Origin of the sequence: Mycetohabitans rhizoxinica HKI 454 (assembly GCF_000198775.1) — a bacterium.
Lineage (GTDB): Bacteria > Pseudomonadota > Gammaproteobacteria > Burkholderiales > Burkholderiaceae > Mycetohabitans > Mycetohabitans rhizoxinica.
Window position 1 is genome coordinate 1,105,423 of the sequence record NC_014722.1, and the last position, 16,141, is coordinate 1,121,563.

Annotated in this window: 16 protein-coding genes and 2 pseudogenes; 9 read left to right on the forward strand and 9 right to left on the reverse strand. The window is 63.3% G+C overall.

All coding sequences use genetic code 11. The features are described from left to right. Positions 1 to 7 precede the first annotated feature (7 nt). The 3 genes from RBRH_RS05195 to RBRH_RS05205 are packed head-to-tail and all read right to left on the reverse strand — an operon-like array spanning position 8 to position 3,907. Positions 8 to 208: a DUF1656 domain-containing protein gene (locus RBRH_RS05195; protein ID WP_013434954.1), complete on the reverse strand. Its 201-nt coding sequence runs from the start codon at positions 206 to 208 to the stop codon at positions 8 to 10. Then, entirely contained in the window at positions 198 to 2,405 is a 2,208-nt protein-coding gene (locus RBRH_RS05200) for an FUSC family protein (protein WP_013434955.1), read from the reverse strand. Before RBRH_RS05200 ends, RBRH_RS05195 begins: the two co-directional genes overlap by 11 nt. Beyond that, a complete protein-coding gene (locus RBRH_RS05205; protein WP_013434956.1) occupies positions 2,402 to 3,907 on the reverse strand; it encodes an efflux transporter outer membrane subunit in 1,506 nt (501 codons plus the stop codon). Before RBRH_RS05205 ends, RBRH_RS05200 begins: the two co-directional genes overlap by 4 nt. Positions 3,908 to 4,065: 158 nt before the next feature. Here RBRH_RS05205 and RBRH_RS05210 point away from each other — a divergent pair, with 158 nt between their 5' ends. Further along, positions 4,066 to 5,007, forward strand: coding sequence for a LysR family transcriptional regulator (locus RBRH_RS05210; protein WP_041753346.1), 942 nt, complete (start codon positions 4,066 to 4,068; stop codon positions 5,005 to 5,007). Here the strand turns inward: RBRH_RS05210 and RBRH_RS05215 are convergent, their stop codons facing one another. From RBRH_RS05215 to wrbA, 3 genes are read right to left on the reverse strand one after another with little or no spacing between them, the layout of a single operon-like run. Beyond that, positions 5,008 to 6,453, reverse strand: coding sequence for an FAD-binding oxidoreductase (locus RBRH_RS05215; protein ID WP_013434958.1), 1,446 nt, complete (start codon positions 6,451 to 6,453; stop codon positions 5,008 to 5,010). Beyond that, a complete protein-coding gene (locus tag RBRH_RS05220) occupies positions 6,450 to 6,875 on the reverse strand; it encodes a DUF2069 domain-containing protein (RefSeq protein ID WP_013434959.1) in 426 nt (141 codons plus the stop codon). The genes RBRH_RS05215 and RBRH_RS05220 overlap by 4 nt, the downstream gene beginning before the upstream one ends. Further along, complete coding sequence (gene wrbA, locus RBRH_RS05225) at positions 6,872 to 7,480, reverse strand: NAD(P)H:quinone oxidoreductase (RefSeq protein WP_013434960.1); 609 nt, start codon at positions 7,478 to 7,480, stop codon at positions 6,872 to 6,874. Before wrbA ends, RBRH_RS05220 begins: the two co-directional genes overlap by 4 nt. 49 nt (positions 7,481 to 7,529) lie before the next feature. On the opposite strand from wrbA, the gene RBRH_RS05230 reads away from it, so the two are divergent. Continuing rightward, on the forward strand, positions 7,530 to 8,879 hold the full coding sequence (locus tag RBRH_RS05230) for a YihY family inner membrane protein (protein WP_041753348.1): 1,350 nt from the start codon (positions 7,530 to 7,532) through the stop codon (positions 8,877 to 8,879). Positions 8,880 to 8,881: 2 nt separating this feature from the next. Here the strand turns inward: RBRH_RS05230 and RBRH_RS20115 are convergent. Beyond that, positions 8,882 to 9,015: pseudogene (locus RBRH_RS20115) on the reverse strand (alpha/beta fold hydrolase); the annotation flags it as partial. Here RBRH_RS20115 and RBRH_RS20890 point away from each other — a divergent pair. From RBRH_RS20890 to aroC, 3 genes are all read left to right on the forward strand, one after another. Continuing rightward, positions 8,962 to 9,084: a hypothetical protein gene (locus RBRH_RS20890; protein ID WP_013434962.1), complete on the forward strand. Its 123-nt coding sequence runs from the start codon at positions 8,962 to 8,964 to the stop codon at positions 9,082 to 9,084. The pseudogene RBRH_RS20115 and the gene RBRH_RS20890 sit on opposite strands and share 54 nt — an antisense overlap. Before the next feature lie 128 nt (positions 9,085 to 9,212). Further along, on the forward strand, positions 9,213 to 9,671 hold the full coding sequence (locus RBRH_RS05235; RefSeq protein WP_041754186.1) for a CBS domain-containing protein: 459 nt from the start codon (positions 9,213 to 9,215) through the stop codon (positions 9,669 to 9,671). An 81-nt stretch (positions 9,672 to 9,752) separates the two neighbouring features. After that, a complete protein-coding gene (gene aroC / locus RBRH_RS05240; protein ID WP_041753350.1) occupies positions 9,753 to 10,859 on the forward strand; it encodes a chorismate synthase in 1,107 nt (368 codons plus the stop codon). A gap of 54 nt (positions 10,860 to 10,913) precedes the next feature. On the opposite strand, the gene RBRH_RS05245 is transcribed toward aroC, so the two are convergent. Next, complete coding sequence (locus RBRH_RS05245) at positions 10,914 to 12,587, reverse strand: electron transfer flavoprotein-ubiquinone oxidoreductase (RefSeq protein WP_041753351.1); 1,674 nt, start codon at positions 12,585 to 12,587, stop codon at positions 10,914 to 10,916. 166 nt (positions 12,588 to 12,753) lie between these two features. Here RBRH_RS05245 and RBRH_RS05250 point away from each other — a divergent pair, with 166 nt between their 5' ends. Together RBRH_RS05250 and RBRH_RS05255 are read left to right on the forward strand one after the other, a co-directional pair. Next, a complete protein-coding gene (locus RBRH_RS05250; protein ID WP_041753353.1) occupies positions 12,754 to 13,536 on the forward strand; it encodes an SDR family oxidoreductase in 783 nt (260 codons plus the stop codon). Continuing rightward, positions 13,536 to 13,949, forward strand: a complete 414-nt coding sequence (locus RBRH_RS05255; RefSeq protein ID WP_013434967.1) for an acyl-CoA thioesterase — start codon at positions 13,536 to 13,538, stop codon at positions 13,947 to 13,949. The genes RBRH_RS05250 and RBRH_RS05255 overlap by 1 nt, the downstream gene beginning before the upstream one ends. A 108-nt stretch (positions 13,950 to 14,057) precedes the next feature. Here RBRH_RS05255 and RBRH_RS21265 read toward each other — a convergent pair. Continuing rightward, positions 14,058 to 14,296: pseudogene (locus tag RBRH_RS21265) on the reverse strand (LuxR C-terminal-related transcriptional regulator); the annotation flags it as partial. Between the two features lie 328 nt (positions 14,297 to 14,624). Here RBRH_RS21265 and RBRH_RS05260 point away from each other — a divergent pair. Together RBRH_RS05260 and RBRH_RS05265 are read left to right on the forward strand one after the other, a co-directional pair. Continuing rightward, positions 14,625 to 15,323, forward strand: coding sequence for a CoA transferase subunit A (locus RBRH_RS05260; protein ID WP_013434970.1), 699 nt, complete (start codon positions 14,625 to 14,627; stop codon positions 15,321 to 15,323). A 19-nt stretch (positions 15,324 to 15,342) separates the two neighbouring features. Then, positions 15,343 to 15,984: a CoA transferase subunit B gene (locus tag RBRH_RS05265; RefSeq protein ID WP_041753355.1), complete on the forward strand. Its 642-nt coding sequence runs from the start codon at positions 15,343 to 15,345 to the stop codon at positions 15,982 to 15,984. Positions 15,985 to 16,141 lie beyond the last annotated feature (157 nt).

Consider the following 16,141-nt stretch of genomic DNA (forward strand, 5'->3'; position numbering starts at 1 on the left):
TTTGGATTCAACGATAAATGGCGAGCCCGAACAGGCAGACAATACAGGTGAGCAGGCTCGCGCGGGCGAGTGACGGGTGCCAGAACAGACGATACACGCCAAAGTAGGCCAATACGCGATCGAGTGCCCACGTCAATGCGGTGCCGGCCAGCGTGGTGAGCAGGAGCATGGGTACGTAGGCGTCGAACAATGCGATGTCACGCGGCATGGGTGATATCTCGTCGGTGAGGGCCTTGCGGGCCGGGCGTCAACTCGCTGAGCGGGGATTGGGCATCGAGCAGAGCGGTCCGGATGAAATGCAAATAGCTCAAAGTACGTTGCAACCTGTGCCGGTCATCGCGCGACCCAGCGACGCTGTGCAGCATGACTAGCGCCGCGTTGATATTGGTCGCAGTTGCCTCGCGTGCGTCGAGGAGCCGTCGATGGCTGGGGGCGGAGAACAAGGCGGCCAGTGTGTTCAGCATGTGCTGCGTGGCCTGCCGCCACGGCATGTTGGCCGAATAGCGGGGGTCGGCGGGGAGTCGGTCGAGTTCCGTGCGTAATTCGATCACGGCATGACCGACCTCGAGCACGGTAAAGGTCCACGATAACATCCGCATCTGCAGGTCCGGACGATCCGCGGTGACTGCATTGGCTTGGTGCAGCAGGTCACGCGTGCCGCTTTCTAAGTATTGGCGGGCTCGGCTCAGTCGAGTGTTGCATGCGTCTACGACTTGGTGCAGCAAGGCCCGCTGCAGTTGCTTATGCAGCCACGGACTGGCCGGCGGCAGCAGTACGGCACTGATCAGCGCGACGACGAGCATCGCGGCAATTAGCGCGATGGCATCGTTCATGTACGACGAAGGGTCGTAGCGCACGACGTTGTCGGGGCCAGCCAGGAAGCAGAAGAATACGCAATAGCCCATGCCAAACGCGCCCCAGCCCGTACGCGTGGACATCAGTACGCCGAACATCAGCAAGGGGGCAAGGGTGGCGCACAGCAACGTGTAGCCGTCCAGGTGAGGGAAGATGCCGAACACCGCGATGGAACCGGCGAGCACCGCGGCCATCGTACCCATCGCCATCTGCGCGGCACCCTTGGCGGGCTGCGGCATCGACGCGACTAGCGCGCTCGTGGCTGCTGCGTTCAACACCGCCATGCCGCCGCTGGGCCAGGCGGTCCAAATCCAGAATGCGGCGAACAACAGCATCGCGATGGCCGCCCGCACGCCGGCTACGCCCGCCGCCACGGTATGAGTGCGCGGGATGTAGCGTTGTGCCTCGTGCTCGCGTTCATGAAGGTCCGTGCTCAGCGACGCGTACGTGAGCGCGTACGCGTGCATCTCGTCGACGAATCGGTACAGCAACTCGGCTGCGGTATCGAAGTCCAGCAGCGCGATGCCTTCACGCTGTTCGAGCTGCGCTCGGGTATCGCGTATGCGACGCGGCAAGGCCTGTTTGAACGCCTGCAGCTGTGTCGCCACGTGCTGTGCATCCTCCGCGTTGCGCACGGGTTCGCCGTTTTTCTTTAGCAGTAGCGGCGCAACTTCCCGAAAATACGGTTCGATTGCCTCGACGACCTGGGCCTGGCCGCTTGCACGGATACGGTTCATCAACTGGTGTAACGCATGAAAGCGTGTCGACGCGTTCATGAACTCGGTGTTCAGCCGCGACAGCCGGCCACTGCGCATTCGGCTGCGTGGATCCTCGAACACTGCGAAGCTGCGCATCGCTTCCAGCCCGACGACATCGGCGGCAAAACGCGCGTTGGTGCGTTCGGCACGAGAGCGGTCAATCCGGCCCGCCAGCGTGTCCGATACAAATTCGACGAACGCGAGGTATCGCGCTCGGACTGTGGAGCGAAGCGCGTCGGCGGTGTGCTGGGGCAGCACTAGCGCGCTGACCGCGCCGGCACATAGGATGCCCAGCGTGACCTCCGTGACCCTTGTCACGGCGGCCATGAACGCACCGTCCGCATGCTGGACGGCCGGAATGCCCACTAGCGCAGCGGTATAGCCGGCAAGCACGAACCCGTACGAGCGGAAGTTGCGGTTGCGTGCCGCGCCAAAGGTGCAAATGCCTACCCAGACCGATACGGACAGCAAAAACAGCTCGCGCTGTTGCGCAAACAGCGAAACCAGCGCGATCGTCACGACCGAGCCAATCACAGTCCCCACGATCCGGTAAAAGCTTTTGGCGAGCACCATCCCGCTTTGCGGCTGCATGACGATGAACACGGTCGTCATCGCGGTACGCGGTTGCGGCAAGTCCAGCTTCATGGCCACGCCCAGCGCAAGCAATGCGGCGCCGACGGTCTTGAATATATAAATCCATACCCGGCCGTCGATGCGTAACCAGTCGCGCACTGTGTCGCGCCATGCGGATGATGACGTCAACCGGGCCAGCACGGATGTAGCGCTGCTCATGGCGATGCCTGCCGGGCGACGGCCTTAGGCACGCGCGGATCTTCGTCGGATGGGCCATCGCCCGGACCGACCAGTCCGCCGCCCAGCGCGGCCGTCAGCGACGCACGGGCCGCCAGCTTCGACGCATGGATGATCTCGGCGTCCTGTTGTGCCTGCAACAATTGGGTTTGCGCGCTCAATACGGATAGGTAGTCGGTCAAGCCGCGTCGAAAGCCGGTGGAGGCCAGATCGTAGCTACGCTGGGCAACAGCGACCGCGCGCTGCGCCGCATCCTGTTGGACATCGAGCGATTTCAACGTGACGATCTGGTCCGCGATGTCCTTCAATGCGTCAACCAGCGTCTGATTGTATTGATCGACGGCCAGGTCATAACCGGCGCTGGCGGCATCCAGCTGGGCGCGCAGCCGCCCGCCGTTGAAGATCGGCAGGGATACTGCCGGCCCCACCGTGGCAGCATGCGCCTGGGACAGCAGAAAGGCCAGCGGCCCGCCACCGACGAACATGCCGCCGACCGAGGCCAGCAGATTGACGTTCGGATAGAAGGCGGTCCTGGCAACGTCGATACCCGCCGCGTTGGCGGCCACGCGCCAGCGCGCGGCGACCACGTCCGGCCGATGACCGAGCAACTCGGCAGGCAAGTTCGATGGCAGGCTCACCGGCGTCTGGAGCGAGAGCGTCGGACGTTGCAGCGCGGCGCCCGCTCCCGGGCCTTTACCGGCCAGCGCGGCAAGCTGGTTGCGCAAAAGCGCGATCTGTTCGTCGAATGCCGCGATTTGGCGTTCGCGTCGGGGCAGCGGAGCTTGCGCTTGCGTAAGCTCCAATTGAGTACCGATACCGCCTTGCAGCCGCCGTCGTGCAATGTCGACAATCGACTGCTCGTGTGCCAGCGTTTGCGCGGCGATGTCTCGTTGCGCGAACGCGAGCGACAGCTTGATGTAGGCGCGTACGATGTTGACCTCGAGTTCGAGTTGCGCGGCCCGGGCATCGACCGCCTGCATGCACGCCGCATCGAGTGCGCGCTCGGCGGCCTTCTCATCGTGTCCCCATAGGTCTAGGTTGTACGACAACGACAGTCCGATCGTGTTATTCCACGTATCGGCGTTGGCTAGCGGCCCAGGACCGTAATACACATTGTCGGGCCAGTGCTGCCGCGTCATCGACAGATTGCCGTTGAGTTGCGACGCGAGATCGGCCCGCGCGACGCCGGCCATTGCCCGCGCTTGCCGTACGCGATCCCGGGCCATCGCCAAGCTGGGCGAGCCGGCCAGCGCGTCGGTGATCCACTGATCGAGCTGCGGATCGCGGTACATTTTCCACCATTGCTCGCTTGGCCACTGTGCATCGATGCTTGCCGCACGCACGGCTTGGGACGCATCGAGCTGGCCGGCGTCGACCGGCTTGGCGCGAGGCGCGATGCCCTGGGTACTCGCACAGCCCGCAATAATCAAGTAGCCTGCAAAAATTGCGGGAGTCAGCGTGGTGAAACGTCGGACGGATCGCACGGCTATCTCGGAGCACTCCGAAGTGACGGGTCGGTACGATTATATTTTTGAAGCATTTTCCGAATAACCGACCGCTTTGAGATAGTTTTTTACCGAATAAGCAATAATCGCTGTTGCGAACTGTGCAACAATTTCTTGAACTGCACAGGAAGTTCGTTATGGATACGCTGCAGAACATGAGGGTGTTTGTCCGCGTGGTGGAGGCGAAGAGCTTCACGGCTGCGGCGCAGCAGATGAATACGACGACGGCGTACGCCTCGCGGGCCGTATCGGACCTGGAGGCACACCTGCGTACCCGCTTGCTAAACCGCACGACGCGGCGTATCGCGCTGACGGAGGCGGGGGAGCGATACTTGCTGCGATGCGAGCAGATCCTCGCTTACGTCGATCAGGCCGAAGCCGAAGCCGCCGACGCGCACGCGCGACCCGCTGGCCGGCTCAGAATCCATGCGACCACCAGCTTCGGCCAGTATTACGTGGTGCCTGCCGTCACGCGCTATCAGGAGCGTTATCCCGCTGTTTCGGTCGATCTGACGCTGTCGCAGCACGTGCCGGATCTGCTCGATGAAGGCTACGATGTTACGCTGCAGGTCAGCGCGAACGAACTGCCCGATTCCGGATTGGTATCGCAGCGGCTTGGCGACTCGTATAGCGTGCTATGCGCTTCTCCGGCCTATTTGGAAAAGCGTGGCACGCCCCGAAGCGTTTCGGATCTGGCCGGCCATACATGCCTGCGCATCGTGACATCGATCTTTCCCGGTGATCATTGGCGCTTCGACGGGCCGGACGGCATTGAGACGATCGAGTTGCCGGCGCCGACGTTCCAGGTCAATGTGTCGGACGCGCTCGCGGTGGCACTGCGCGAGGGAATGGGCATTGGCGCGCTGCTCACGCCTTCAGCGTTGCCGGCGCTGCGCAATGGCACGCTGGTGCGTGTGTTGCCAGACCACAAGATGCAAAAGATGACAATTTACGCGATGTATGCGTCGCGGCAATATCTGGATGCGAAGATCCGGACTTGGGTCGAATTCCTGCGCGAGCATATTTCGAAGGCACTCGCGGCCGACGAGGCCGCGTTGCAGACCTTCGGGGTGCGCTAGTCATGGACCGCAGCGTAGCACTTTCCCGGGATTGAACACATTGCCGGGATCGAGTGTAGCCTTCAATGCACGCATCAATTCGAGTTCCACGGGCGACTTGTAGCGTGCCGCGTCCTCGATCTTTAACTGCCCGACGCCGTGCTCGGCGCTGATCGTGCCGTGGTGCGCATGGACGCTATCGTAGACAATCCGGTTCACGCGCGCCTGGTGCTCGGCCAGAAAGGCCCGCGGATCCACTCCCACGGGCGCCTGTACGTTGTAGTGCAGGTTACCGTCGCCTAGATGCCCGAAGGTGACCATCCGCGCGCCGGGCACGGCTGCGGCAATCGCCGCATCGGTAGTGTCGATGAATTCGCCGATGCGCGAGCTTGGCACTGCGATGTCGTGCTTGATATTGAGCCCTTCGTTTGCTTGCGCGAGCGGGATGTGCTCGCGCAGTGCCCACAATGCGTTCGACTGCGCCAGGCTTTGCGCCACGAGCGCATCGTCGACGATACCGCGCTCGAACGCACGCTCCATTAATCGCTCGATGAGTTGGCTTGCGTGCGCCTCGCTTTCGCCGTCGGATAACTCGAGCAACACGATCTGCGCATGCGGGGCGGCGAACGGGTATCGCTGCGACGGGAAATGGTGGGTGACCAGCCGTAGGCAGAAGTCGGACATCAACTCGAATCCGGTTAGCAGCGCGCCGGCAGTGTCGCGGGCCAGTGCCAAGAGCTGTAGCGCGGCGTGCGGCGATGCAACGCCGGCCAGTGCGGTGATGCGCGCAGCCGGCTGCGGATAAAGTTTCATCACGGCTGCCGTGATGATGCCCAGCGTGCCTTCGGCGCCGATGAAAATATCGCGCAAGTCGTATCCGGTGTTGTCCTTGCGTAGCCCGCGCAAGCCATTCCAAATCTCACCTTTCGCAGTCACGACTTCCAGGCCCAGGCACAGTTCGCGCGCGTTGCCGTAGCGCAGCACCGCGGTGCCGCCGGCGTTCGTCGCCAGGTTGCCACCCAACGTGCAGCTGCCTTCGGCCGCCAGGCTGAGCGGGAACAAGCGGCCGGCGTCCGACGCGCGGGCCTGCACGTGTGCGAGGATGCAACCGGCTTCTGCGGTAATCGTGTCGTTGATGGGGTCCACCGCGCGCACGCGGTCCAGGCGGCGCAGGCTGAGCACTGCCTGTCGCGCGCTGGCGTCCGGCGTGGCACCGCCGGCCAGCCCGGTGTTGCCGCCTTGCGGTACCAGCGCGACGCCGAATTCGGTGGCCAATCGTACCAGCGTGGCGACTTCCGCCGTGTTCGCCGGACGCAGCACCGCGCAGGCGCGGCCGACGTACCGGCGGCGCCAATCTGTCACGTAGGGCGACATGTCGTCCGGGCCATCCAATACCTGGTCTGCGCCGATGGCGTGCTTGCAAGCTTGCAGAAAGGCGGGCAGTGCGGCGGTGTCGTGAGGCGTCATCGGTGTTCAGCCAAGGCGTCAGCGGCAGCAGTGGCGTGCCGGGCAGCGCGCTTGAATGGCGCGAGATAGCCGAGCACGCTGACGAAGTAGACGAGGGCGAGCACTGCCTCGATCCAGCCTAGGTGCGCACCGGCGCCCGCATCACTGGTTGCGCGCACGATTCCCTCCGCGAAATAGGCCAGAATCAGCATGGCTGACCATTGCATCGTATATAGCCTGGCGCGTAGCAGCCCGGGCACAACCAGCAGTAGCGGCAGCGCCTTGAGGGCCAGCGCCGAGCCGCCGGGACGCAGCGGCGCGAGCCAGATTTCCCAGCTCACGGCCAGTATGACCAGTGCGAGCAGCGTGGCAATCGCGATCATCAACAGCCGATGCAACCGCTGCGCGGTTCGTAGCGCCGGGTTGCCGGGCTGCCGGTTCATTGCCTGTCGGCCAGCGCGAGCGCCGCGCGGGCGAGCCGCGCGCCGAGTGCGTGCGCCAACGTCTTCTCGTCCGACGACAGCGGGGTCGGATTGTTTCCGCCACTCACCCCGGCGACGTGAGAGGCACCGTACGGCGTGCCGCCGCTCGTCGTGCTCATCAGTGCGGATTCGGTATAGGGTAGCCCGACGATCAGCATGCCGTGATGTAACAATGGCAGCATCATGGATAGCAGTGTGGATTCTTGGCCGCCGTGCAGGCTGCCGGTGGACGTGAAGACGCAGGCGGGCTTGCCCGCCAGCGCGCCGCTAAGCCATTGCGGCGTTGTGCCGTCCAGAAAGTACTTCAGCGCCGCGGCCATATTGCCGAAGCGCGTCGGCGAGCCCAGCGCGAGCCCGGCGCACTCAGCTAGGTCGCGCAACTCCGCGTACGGCGGGCCATCGTCGGGGATATCCGGCCTGGTGGCCTCGCAGACCGTGGAAACGGGCGGCACGGTGCGGATGCGTGCCTGTGTGCCGGGCACGCTGTCCACGCCGCGGCCGATGGCCCGCGCGAGTTCCCGGGTGGCGCCGTTGCGGCTGTAGTAGAGAACGAGTATGTCTTTCATGGCCTGTGCGGTGAACCATTATTATAGAAGACGTAAGGAGGATTGGCCCTTGAAGAAGTTCGATATCGATCTGGATGCGCTGAAGCGGCTCGCGCGCTTTGTCGCGACTCGCAGCGCCGAGGACCGTATCCCGCAGGTGGCGGGCAGCCTCACGTTCACGACCGTATTGTCGCTAGTGCCGCTGGTGACGGTGGCCTTTGCGCTGTTCACCGCGTTTCCGATCTTTGCGTCATTCCAACAGTCACTACAGGGTTTCCTGGCCGACCATCTGATGCCGGCGCAGATCAACAGCCAAATTTTTAAATATTTAAACCAGTTCGCGGAAAAGGCGAAGGGACTGACGACGGTCGGGATGATCACCCTTGTGGTCACGTCGGTCATGACGATGATGATCGTCGAATCGGCGTTTAACACGATCTGGCGTGTACGTAAGTCGCGCCCGCTTGCGCAGCGTATTCTGGTGTATTGGGCAGTGATCACGCTGGGGCCGCTGCTGATCGGGGTGAGCCTATCGGTGTCGTCCTATCTGCTTACGCACTCAATGCTTGCTAGCACGGTCGCCAACGTGGCCGGCGCAGCCAGCGCGGCATCGGGCGCCGCGTCGCGCGCGATGCCGGCGTTCGCCGAATGGGCGCTGACCGGCGCGGTGCTGACGCTGTCGGTACTAGCATTCACGCTATCTTACGTCTATTTACCGAACTGCCGGGTGGCGTGGCGCGACGCGCTCGTTGGCGGGCTGTGTGCGGCGATCGCGTTTGAGCTTGCCAAGCGAGGCTTCGGGCTCTATATCCGGCGCATTCCGACCTATACGGCCGTGTATGGCGCATTTGCGACCATTCCGATTTTTCTGCTGTGGGTTTACCTGAGTTGGTTAATCACGCTGTTCGGCGCGATGGTGACGTCTGCATTGCCAGAGATCCGGCTCGGGCACTTTCATCGCGTCGATTACGCAGGCAGCGACTTGCTTGATGCGCTGGAGCTGCTTGCGTGGCTCAACGACGCTCGCGATGCGGGTCGTGCCGGCTACACGCTGCATGAACTTGCGCAGTTGCAGCGCTGCGGGTTGCACACGGCTGCCCGACTGTTGGACAAGCTCGAGGCAATCGAATGGGTCGCCCGGATACGGCGCGAGCGCGATCCAGATCGCTATGTGCTTCTAGTGAATCCGCGGCACGCGAGCCTGCGCCAACTCTATCCACTGTTCGTCATCGATCGCAACGAGTTCACTTATCAACTCAATCTCGACACCGCGCACGTCGATGGCCCGACGCTGCTCGCTGCGCTCGACCATCGCGGCCTGGATGTGTCGCTCGCTGCGTTGTTGGCCGCGCGCCGCCGTCGCGGCGCCCAAACTGAGCGGGCCAACGGCGGGTGCTCCTCACCGGCGGCGGCCGTTTAGCGCGCGAGCGCCTCGATGGTCGCCAGAGGGGGCCTTTGCTACGGTTGTGGCCCGGCAAGTGCGGCGCTAGCACCGAAAAACTGTGATCGGCGAAGTCGCGCGACTGGAGCGCCCACACGCTGTGGTCGTGCTGCGCGCGCTGTGGGACCTGCTGTCGGGTGTTCGTCTGAACCGGGCCGGCGTGCCGAATAGGCCGCGCGCGTGATCGACGCGGTGCGCCGGTATCGCAGCATCGAGGCGGTGGCGTGGACTGCGCCGCTGCGCTATGCTTTTCTTTTACCGGTCTTTCGGCTAGGATCGGTGCACGAAGCTGCGCAGTGCAAGGAGGAGGCCATGCGAGTCAGCGATATCCTGAAGGTCAAGGGCAATGCGCTCTACACCGTCACTCCCGACACACCGTTGAGCGAAGCGGTTCAGACCATGGCCGAACACGACATTGGCTCGCTGGTCGTTATTGAATTCGGCGATCTGGTCGGCATGCTGACGTTCCGCGAAATCATCCTGACATTGCGCGACCGAGGCGGCTCGGTCGATGCCGTGACGATCCGCAAAGTGATGGACGATCATCCGCTCACTTGTACGCCGGAGACAGATATCAACGAGGTACGGCGCATGATGCTTGAGCGTCACGCGCGCTATTTGCCGGTGATGGAAAAACGCACGCTGATGGGCGTGATCTCATTCTATGACGTGGCCAGGGCGGTGGTCGAGGAGCAGGGGTTTGAGAACCGGATGCTCAAAGCCTATATCCGCGACTGGCCGGAGGATGAAGGAGCGCGCGAGGCGTGCTGAAGCCGTGGCGGGGCTGGTGTACGGCGTGCGCCGCGGCAGCGCTGGCATAATGATGGCTTGAGCAATTTCCAGGCAACCAGCATGTCGGGCAACACTTTCGGTACGCTTTTCACGGTGACGACTTTCGGGGAGTCGCACGGTCCGGCCATCGGCTGCGTGATCGATGGCTGTCCGCCAGGGCTGGCGCTGGCCGAAGCGGATATACAGGTAGAGCTCGATCGCCGCAAGCCGGGCACGTCGCGCCACGTAACGCAGCGCCAGGAGGAAGACCGGGTCGAGATCCTATCGGGCGTGTTCGACGGTGTGACGACCGGCACGCCGATTGCGTTGCTAATTCGCAATACGGACCAACGCAGCAAGGATTACGGCAATATCGCGGAAACTTTCCGGCCCGGCCATGCGGACTACACATACTGGCAAAAATATGGTGTGCGCGATTACCGTGGAGGCGGACGCGCGTCCGCGCGGCTAACTGCGCCGAATGTCGCGGCAGGGGCGGTAGCGAAGAAGTGGCTGCGGGAGCGCTTCGGCGTCCAGGTGCGCGGCTACATGAGCGCGTTGGGCGAAATCGACATCCCGTTCGTGGATTGGGCGCACGTGGCCGACAATCCTTTTTTCGCACCGAATGCGCAAATCGTGCCGCAGCTCGAAGCGTACATGGATGCGTTGCGCAAGGACGGCGACTCGATCGGCGCCCGGATCTCGGTGATCGCCTCCGGCGTGCCACTCGGCTGGGGCGCGCCGTTGTTCGACAAGCTGGATGCGGACATCGCCTATGCGATGATGGGGATCAACGCGGTAAAGGGCGTGGAGATTGGCGCCGGATTTGACAGCGTGCGCCAGCGCGGCTCGCTGCACGGCGACGAGTTGACGCCCGCCGGCTTTGCGGGCAACAACGCCGGCGGCGTGCTGGGCGGCATTTCGACCGGCCAGGATATTGTCGTGTCGATCGCAATCAAGCCGACCTCGAGCATTCGTACCCCGCGCCGCTCGATCGACAAGGCTGGCGAGCCCGCGATGGTTGAGACGTTCGGACGCCATGACCCATGTGTCGGAATCCGAGCGACACCGATTGCCGAAGCGATGCTTGCGCTGGTGCTGATGGACCATGCGTTGCGGCACCGCGCGCAATGCGCGGACGTCAAGACGTCGACGCCGGCGATCGCCGCGCGCGCCCCGGGCGCGTGATTCCGGAGTGCCCCCGGCTGGCGACGGCGCCGCGTCGTGCGCCGCTGCGTGGCGTCACATGTTCGGGTAGTTTGGGCCGCCGCCGCCCTCGGGCGTGACCCACACGATGTTTTGCGTCGGATCCTTGATGTCGCAGCTCTTGCAGTGCACGCAGTTCTGCGCGTTGATTACCAGCCGCTCGCCGCCCTCTTCGGCGCGCACGAACTCGTACACCGCCGCCGGACAGTAGCGGCTCTCTGGGCCCGCGTACTCGTGCAGGTTGATGCGCACCGGCACGCTCGCGTCCTTGAGCGTCAGGTGCGCTGGTTGGTTCTCCTCGTGATTCGTGTTCGAGATGAACACCGACGAGAGCCGATCGAACGTGAGCTTACCGTCCGGCTTCGGGTACGCGATCGGCTGGCACTGCGACGCCGGCTTGAGCATTTCGTGATCCGCATGCCGATGATGCAGCGTCCACGGCACGTTGCCACCCAGTAGCTTCTGCTCGATGAACACCATTGGCGAGCCCACGTACAGCCCCTTGCTCATCCACTGCTTGAAGTTGCGTGCCCGGTATAACTCCTCGTACAGCCACGAGCGCTCGAACGCCTGCGGGTACGCAAGCAGCTCGTCGTGCCCACGGCCTGCCTGCAACGCTTCGAACGCCGCCTCTGCGGCCAGCATCCCGGTCTTGATCGCCGCATGGCTGCCCTTGATGCGCGAGGCGTTCAAAAATCCCGCCTCGTCCCCCACCAATGCCCCGCCTGCAAACGTGAGTTTGGGCAGCGACATCAGCCCGCCCGCGGTGATCGCGCGCGCCCCGTACGACACCCGTTTGCCCCCTTCCAGGAACGCGCGGATTGCCGGATGCGTCTTGTAGCGCTGAAACTCCTCGAATGGTGACAGGTACGGGTTCTCATAGCCCAGCCCCACCACGAACCCCACCACCACCTGCCGGTTATCCAGGTGGTACAGGAAGGAGCCGCCGTAGGTTTTCGCATCTAGCGGCCAGCCCGCCGTGTGGATCACCAGCCCCGGCTTGTGCCGCGCCGGCTCCACCTCCCACAGCTCCTTGATGCCGATGCCGTACACTTGCGGATCCACCCCTTCGCGCAGCCCAAAGCGCTCCTCTAGCTGCCGTCCCAGGTGCCCGCGCGCGCCCTCGCAGAACAGTGTGTACTTCGCATGCAGCTCCATGCCTAGCTGGAAGTGCTCCGTGGGCTGGCCATCCTTGCCCACTCCTAGGTTGCCGGTGGCCACTCCGCGTACCGCGCCGCGCTCGTTGTACAGTACCTCGGCCGCGGCAAAGCCCGGGAAGAGGTCCACCCCTAGCGCCTCGGCCTGCTGGCCCAGCCAGCGCGTCACGTTGCCCAGGCTCACCACGTAGTTGCCGTGGTTCTTGAAGTTCTCCGGCAACGCCCAGTTTGGCGTCTTCAACGTCCCCGTACGGCTCAGAAACAGGAACCGATCCTCCACCACGGGCACCGTCAGCGGCGCACCTCGCTCACGCCATTGCGGAATCAACTCATCCAGCGCGCGCGGGTCCATCACCGCTCCTGACAAGATGTGCGCGCCAATCTCCGAGCCTTTCTCCAGCACGCACACCGCCAGCTCCACCCCTTGCTCCGCCGCCTGCTGCTTGAGTCGGATCGCCGCCGATAGCCCCGCCGGCCCGCCGCCCACCACTACCACGTCGTACTCCATCGACTCGCGTGGCCCGTACTGCTCGATCCAGCTTTGCGGGGTCATTGACGTTCTCTCCGTTAGAATGCGTTTTAGTCGGGTGCCATTGTCCGGGAAGCGACTGGTGGCCGCAACCGAAGGGCAGTGAATTAGCACGATCGTTCTGTTTTATGATAACGTATTGCGCAGCGTGCGATACGGTCTGTCCTCTTCACCTGAACAAGGAATTCCAATGGGTCGTTCGATCAATCTTGAAGGCAAGGTCGCGCTGGTTACTGGTGCGTCGAGCGGTCTGGGCAAGCGTTTCGCGCAGGTGCTGTCGGGCGCGGGCGCGAAAGTGGTGTTGGCGAGCCGCCGCACTGAGCGTCTCAAGGAGCTACGCGCCGAGATCGAGGCATCGGGAGGCGCGGCGCATGTGGTCGCGTTGGACGTGACCGACTATGGCAGCATCAAGGCCGCGGTCGCGCACGCCGAAACCGAAGCAGGCACCATCGACATCCTGGTCAACCATTCCGGCGTATCGACGACGCAGAAACTGGCCGATGTGACACCGGCCGATTTCGAATACGTGTTTGACACCAACACGCGTGGCGCATTTTTCGTGGCGCAAGAGGTCGCCAAGCGCATGATCATGCGGGGCAATGGCGCAGCGGATGCGAAGCCATGCTATCGGATCATCAACATTGCATCGGTTGCCGGCCTGCGCGCGTTGCCGCAAATCGGATTGTACGCAATGAGCAAGGCCGCTGTCGTGCATATGACCAAGGCAATGGCGCTCGAGTGGGGACGCCATGGCATCAATGTCAACGCGATCTGCCCCGGTTACATCGATACCGAATTCAGCCACCATCACGCGTCCACGGAGCACGAACAGAAACTGCTCGCGATGCTGCCGCGCAAGCGGGCCGGCACGCCGGAGGACCTGGACGGGTTGTTGTTGCTGCTCGCGGCCGACGAGTCGCACTTTATCAACGGCTCGGTGATGGCCGCCGACGACGGATTGGGGTTGGTCTGATGTCTTCTGACATGTATCGCCACGTGTTCGAGATGGTGTTGCCGATCCGCTGGGCAGACATGGACGCGTTTCAACATGTGAACAATGTCGTCTATTTCCGCTATATGGAACAGGTACGGGTCTCCTGGTTCGAGACGTTACGCTTGCCTGTGCCGGATGAGAGCGGGTGTGGCCCGGTGATCGTCAGCGCGCACATGGATTTTCTGCGCCAACTGCGCTATCCCGGCGACGTACGCGGCACGATGCGGATCGGCAAGCCGGGACGCAGCAGTCTGGACTCGCGCTTCGAGTTGACGCGCACCGACGCGCCCAACGAGCTCGTCGCGCAAGGGGGTGCGAAGATTGTTTGGGTCGATTACGACGCGGGCAAGTCGGTGCCGTTGCCTAAGGCACTGCTCGCAGCGCTCGAGTAGCCACGCTGGGCAGGGCGGCCCCCGCGCGCTTCCTGTTTGTGTCCACGGGATGCGCGCTATTCAGCCGGCTTTCGGTCCGTGCAGTAATCGGCAATCCGCGCGGCGTGCTCAGCCGAGCAACCGCTGGACTCGTTCAGTCGTATTGCCGCTGCCGCACTTGCGCATCAGTCGGGCGCGATAGATGTCTACGGTGCGCGAGCTGACGTCCAATGCGCGGCCGATTGGCTTGCTGGTCTTGCCCGTGACTCATTGCGCGGCGTCAGTTTGACGGCCACGCGGCGCGTCGCGGGTGCCGAAAGATCACACAGAACGGCTCGTTGCAATCCTCGATCACGCGCTCGCGCGGTAGCCACGACGCGCCCGAACTACCGGCCGCGGCGCGCGCTGCTCGAGACTGAGCGGCGCAAAGTGGAACGCAGTTTGGTAATTTAGTTCAGGCATCGGTTATATCAATCACGTATGCCGGCATGCTGCGGCGAGCGTCACGGCCGTCGCGAACAGTACCGACGACGGTTCCGTGCGGTGCGGCGCTTATGTGCTTTTGTGTATTGTGCCGCAACCTCCGCTCAGCGTAACCTTTGCACACCCAATTTGGCGCCGTGCCGCGACCGTAGCACCGGACCCGCGTAGCCCCTCGCACTGAAGCGGGATATTCATAGAGAAAGGGACAGCGACATGAACAAGCTTTATCCGAGTGCCCAGGCAGCGCTGGCGGACATTGTCAAGGACGGCCAGACGTTCGCGGTCGGCGGTTTCGGCTTATGCGGGATCCCAGAGGCGCTCATCGGCGCGCTGCGCGATTCGGGCGTCAGAGGCATCACCTGTATCAGCAACAATGCGGGCGTGGATGGGTTTGGACTGGGCCTGCTGCTCGAAACGCGACAGATCAAAAAGATGATCTCATCGTACGTGGGCGAGAACAAAGAGTTTGAGCGTCAATACTTGGCCGGCGAATTGGAACTGGAGTTCACGCCGCAAGGCACGCTGGCCGAGAAGTTGCGTGCCGGTGGCGCCGGCATTCCGGCCTTCTTCACCAATACCGGTTACGGCACGGTAATCGCCGAAGGCAAGGAGACGCGGCAGTTCGGCGACGACCACTATGTGCTCGAGTGCTCATTGACCGCCGATATCGCGCTCGTTAAGGCCTGGAGGGCCGACAAGGCGGGCAATCTGATCTATCGCCGTACCGCGCGTAACTTCAATCCGATGTGTGCCATGGCAGGCCGGATCACGATTGCCGAAGTCGAGGAGATTGTCGAGACTGGCGAGCTTGACCCGGATGCGATCCATACGCCCGGCATCTTCGTGCAACGGCTGGTGCACAATGCGCACCCGGAAAAGCGCATCGAACAACGCGTCGTGCGCCAGAAATAAGCGCGCAAAGGAGACTGAGATGGCCTGGAATCGAGATGAAATGGCGGCGCGCGCCGCGCAGGAATTGCAGGACGGCTTCTATGTGAACCTGGGGATCGGGCTGCCGACGCTGGTAGCCAACCATGTACCGGATGGCATCGAAGTGTGGCTCCAATCCGAGAATGGATTGCTTGGCATCGGTCCGTCGCCGACCGAGGACGAAGTCGACGCGGATCTGATCAACGCCGGCAAGCAGACGGTGACGACCTTACCCGGCTCGTCGATCTTCTCGTCCGCCGACTCGTTTGCGATGATTCGCGGCGGGCACATCAACCTGGCGATTCTGGGCGCGATGCAGGTTAGCCAGGGCGGCGACCTCGCCAATTGGATGATCCCTGGCAAGATGATCAAGGGCATGGGCGGCGCGATGGACCTGGTGGCCGGCGTCAAGCGGGTGATCGTGCTGATGGAGCACGTGGCCAAGGGCGACCAGCACAAGATCCTCGAGCAATGCACGCTGCCATTGACCGGCGTCGGCGTCGTGAACCGGATCGTCACCGACCTGGGCGTGATCGATGTGACCAAGGCCGGCCTGAAGTTGGTCGAGATCGCGCCCGGCGTGAGCATCGAGGCAATCCAGCGCAAGACCGGTGTGCCGCTCGACGTGAGCGCGCTCGCATAGTCGGGACGATAGCCGCGGCACGCCCGCGCCGCCGTATCGTGACGGTTGTGGCGGTCAGGGGGGATTGCGGCCGCGTGTGCGTCGGCCGATCGGCTATGATGCGTGGAGCTGGCAGGCCGCGTGCGCAAAGCACGCTAAAATTGAGTCATTACGTTTC